The organism is Escherichia sp. E13S3, from assembly GCF_004212325.1.
Lineage (GTDB): Bacteria > Pseudomonadota > Gammaproteobacteria > Enterobacterales > Enterobacteriaceae > Escherichia.
The window spans coordinates 1-3,579 of sequence record NZ_RHJR01000034.1; the positions used below are offsets into that span (position 1 = coordinate 1).

Genomic DNA, 3,579 nt, shown 5'->3' on the forward strand with positions numbered 1-3,579 from the left:
CTCAATCCCGTTCTTACTCAGCCTCAGGTAAGACCCGCCACCGTTAAGCGTCAGCGTTTCCGGGGATTGCCTTCTACGATGATTGTAAGGCCATGTCCCAGAACCGGGCATGACACTTTGTCGCCTTTTCGGGCAACACCAATACCACCGAATTTCATCGTTTCTGAGGCTGTCAGTACTGAACCTCCGTGGGTTGTTTTATCGCCTTTTCTGATTATCTGAAGCATTTTATTCCTCTCCAGGGATAGGTATCCCCATGTTAATTGATGATACTTTGTTAGCTTTTAGTGTGAAATCCAGATACAAATCACCGAGCGTGTAACTGATTTTTTCAGGCGTTATTTGTGCCTGATTCGCAGGATAGGCTTTAAACACGTTATCAGCAGGGTCGCCAACTTTTATTCCGCGTAACGTAGAATACGCTGGGGTTTCTAAGTTAATTGCCGAGATTATATAGCTATCATCAATTGTATATTGTCTTTTATCATAATTAGTATTTGAGGAAACTAAACTTAGATCTTTATAAATATGCATTGTGTATTTATATAACCCACCGACAGCATTAGGAAAATCTCCTATATAAGAAGAACCTGTTTCGTCTTCATCTATGCCAGAAAGTTTATTGCCATAGAAAGAACCAATCCCGATCCATTTCTTATTTTTTATGACGATAAAGTCAATGATATTAATTTGAGTGTTATTATGAAGTGTGATGGTTGGACTGAATTCTTTTAGTTCTGATTGGGGAATCCAGCCGAAAACATCTTTTCCCGACGTTGTCACATACTGCACCAAAATGAAATCTGCATATTTTTTGAGTGCATATACATTGTCACATTTAATAATAAAGATGTTTTCTTTTGGGCAGATTCGGTCAGGTGCATTATAGAGCATAACCTTTGTCTTAGCCGCTGTTGAGAATGCATTGCTTGGTATCTTGAACCCTCCGCTAAAAGCCTGTGTCGCAGCTAAATAAGAAACTAATTCACAATGACTTTTTATAGGGTGATTGTTTTTTATGTCGAGATGTTTTAGTTGTGATTTGTCAAGCCATCCGGTGACTGACCATGACTCATTTTTTGCATAAGAAGCAGAAACATAGCCGTTGTATTCTGTATGCCCGGTTATAATGTCTCCTGGCACCAGGAAAAGATCATTTATCTTGCAAGCCTTATTCGGGGAACTAAAGAAATAAAGCCGCTTTGTGGAAGCCACTTCAAATGAATTGTTATCCGGATTAATGTAAGTTTGCGATATTTCAGATTTTCTTCCATAATTTTCACAATCGTCGTTCGCAAATGCAATACTTGAGTATAAATAAATTGAGATTATGAAAATACACTTCAGAATTAGGGATTCCTTCATTGAAAGTCCTTTTATCGCTTTCAAGTATGGGCTCTACCTTGAGCCAGTATGTATCATCCGTATATATGTATGCTGAATCAGCAATAACTGCTATGGTTTTGTCGGGTAGTTTTCAAACGAAATAGACTGCACAATACTCGATGAGTCAAGGCAGAAGCTTAGCTTCAAATCAAAGTATTGATAAAATCTGCAATCGTCTTCATTTATGAACTGGAACATCAAAAATCAGTTCATTGTCGAAATAAAGATAGTCATCACAAAACCATCCAAATACAGACTTATTTTTCAGAATCATTATTTAGGTGGGACATCAGACATTTCTATCATGCTAACTGAATCGTCTTTTTTGCAAAAAGTTAGTTTCATCCAAAAGTAAGGGTAAGTCAAACATGATTGTCCGTCAACAATTGCCTTGCCTTTGCCATATTTATCTAACATATCATTCCAACTGCTACCAATTGAGATGCCACGATATGTTTCGAACCCCGCACCAGATATGTTAAAGATAGCTAAATAGGTCTCGCTGTCATTATCGATCCTACCTTCTATGGACTTATCAACTTCGTTAAGTCCGACATATCCTCCATCGAATGATACTGTCCAGTTGTTTTCATCAATTCCAGCCAATGATGGATCAGACAATTCTAGGTTGTTTTTCTGTGCCCAGCTATTAAATTGTTTAGATGAGGAACCTAATAAAATTGGAGAGTTTATTTTATAGGTTACTAGAAAATCATTTATACTTATAACGTCTTTTATGTTATTTTTAGTTGCTACTGTACTCACGCCATTTGAATGAATCCACCCGCTTGTTATTTTATTTTTGTCACTTAAGTAGCTTACATATGTGAAGCTTTGACTTTCATGATATGTAAGCAAGTGATCACTATTCACAACAAACAAATCTTTAATTTTGCAGTCTTCTTCTGGAGCCGAATAGAAATACAAACGATTCTGTGTGTTTACAATCATTTCTTTTGGAGGTGAATTTGTTAAGATGTTTTTAGATGCTATATTGTCAAGGCAAACTCCGTGTGCGCCGGTGATCATTGAACATGTTAAAATCAAAAATGATAGGCAGGTTTTCACAATCACTCCTTGTATCTAGGGATATCAAACACTATATCAGAAGATATTACTGAAAGGTCATGACCACAAATTTTTCGGATGTTTTTAGATATTTCATTTGCCCAGTTGACAGAAGATGCGTATTCATGACTTGCTGGGGCTTCAGGATTCCATTTCATCTTGTAAAGAGTGTTTTGGAATTTATGTTTTGCACTGTTAACAAAATTTGCAGATATATATTGAGCACCACTATCAATGGCAAGTTCAGGGGTAAACCATCCTTTATAGTAAGCAGTGCCGAGTCCGCCCAATGTGGCATTGTTGTCAACGGCCCCAATCCCGTACATATTGTATACTTTCCTCTCGCCTTGATTTTTATAATTGAACGTTCGTCCACCTCCCATTCCTCTTGGGCTACCGTTTCCTGTTTCAACTACCGCGTGAGCAGCGAGATAACATTCATTTATATCGTATTTCTTAGCCGCTTCGATAAATGTCTTCTCTTGGCCAGATAGTGTTCCTTTACCACTTAAAAAAGCCTTTAATTGTTCCTCTGGAACTCCCATGTAGCCTTTGATCACCAAGAACTGAAATATACTCTCCCCCTCTTTATCTTCATATTTTTGTGGGTTGATATATTCCCCCACAACACGCTCTCTTGACGCGGGTGATATTGGGTCATTTCCATGCATATTTAACACTGTCAGTTGCTTCTTCAACATTTCATGTAGTGTAAGTTTATAATCAGTATATATGTATTTAATTTTGCTATTGAGCTTCATCATCCCCAAAAACATTATTGGGTGCATATGCCACAACGAAGGCCCTAATTTCTCAGTGGACACATCCTGCATCCAGGCCATCTTATCCAGGAAATCCTCACTATATTTCTTCCATTCCGGAGCGTCTTTCTTCAGCGCGTTGAGGAAAGGTTGCCAGATAGCATCACCTTTTTTGAAGTACCAGTCACTGGGATGTTTTACGATTGTTTTCTGGATGATGTCACGATAATCGGGATTATGAAGTGCTCTCCAGTATTCCATCGGAGAGTAACGATCGCTTCCACTATCAATTTTATCCAGCAGGCGCTGATAATTATGTTTAACCAGGGCATGGCTGGTCCGGGTATCACCGGTCGCAGCCTCG

At 38.4% G+C, this 3,579-nt stretch carries 3 protein-coding genes and 1 pseudogene; all 4 read right to left on the reverse strand.

Translation table 11 applies throughout. The features are described 5' to 3' along the window. Positions 1 to 62: 62 nt before the first annotated feature. Positions 63 to 227, reverse strand: a pseudogene (locus tag D9597_RS23020) (PAAR domain-containing protein); the annotation flags it as partial. A gap of 1 nt (position 228) precedes the next feature. After that, positions 229 to 1,365, reverse strand: a complete 1,137-nt coding sequence (locus tag D9597_RS23025) for a hypothetical protein (protein WP_130224932.1) — start codon at positions 1,363 to 1,365, stop codon at positions 229 to 231. 294 nt (positions 1,366 to 1,659) lie between these two features. Further along, positions 1,660 to 2,454 (reverse strand): hypothetical protein, encoded by a 795-nt coding sequence (locus D9597_RS23030; RefSeq protein ID WP_130224934.1) that lies wholly within the window; start codon positions 2,452 to 2,454, stop codon positions 1,660 to 1,662. A gap of 2 nt (positions 2,455 to 2,456) precedes the next feature. Then, positions 2,457 to 3,579, reverse strand: a 1,123-nt coding sequence (locus tag D9597_RS23035; RefSeq protein WP_205712916.1) for a glucosaminidase domain-containing protein, incomplete at its 5' end; no start/stop codon positions are given.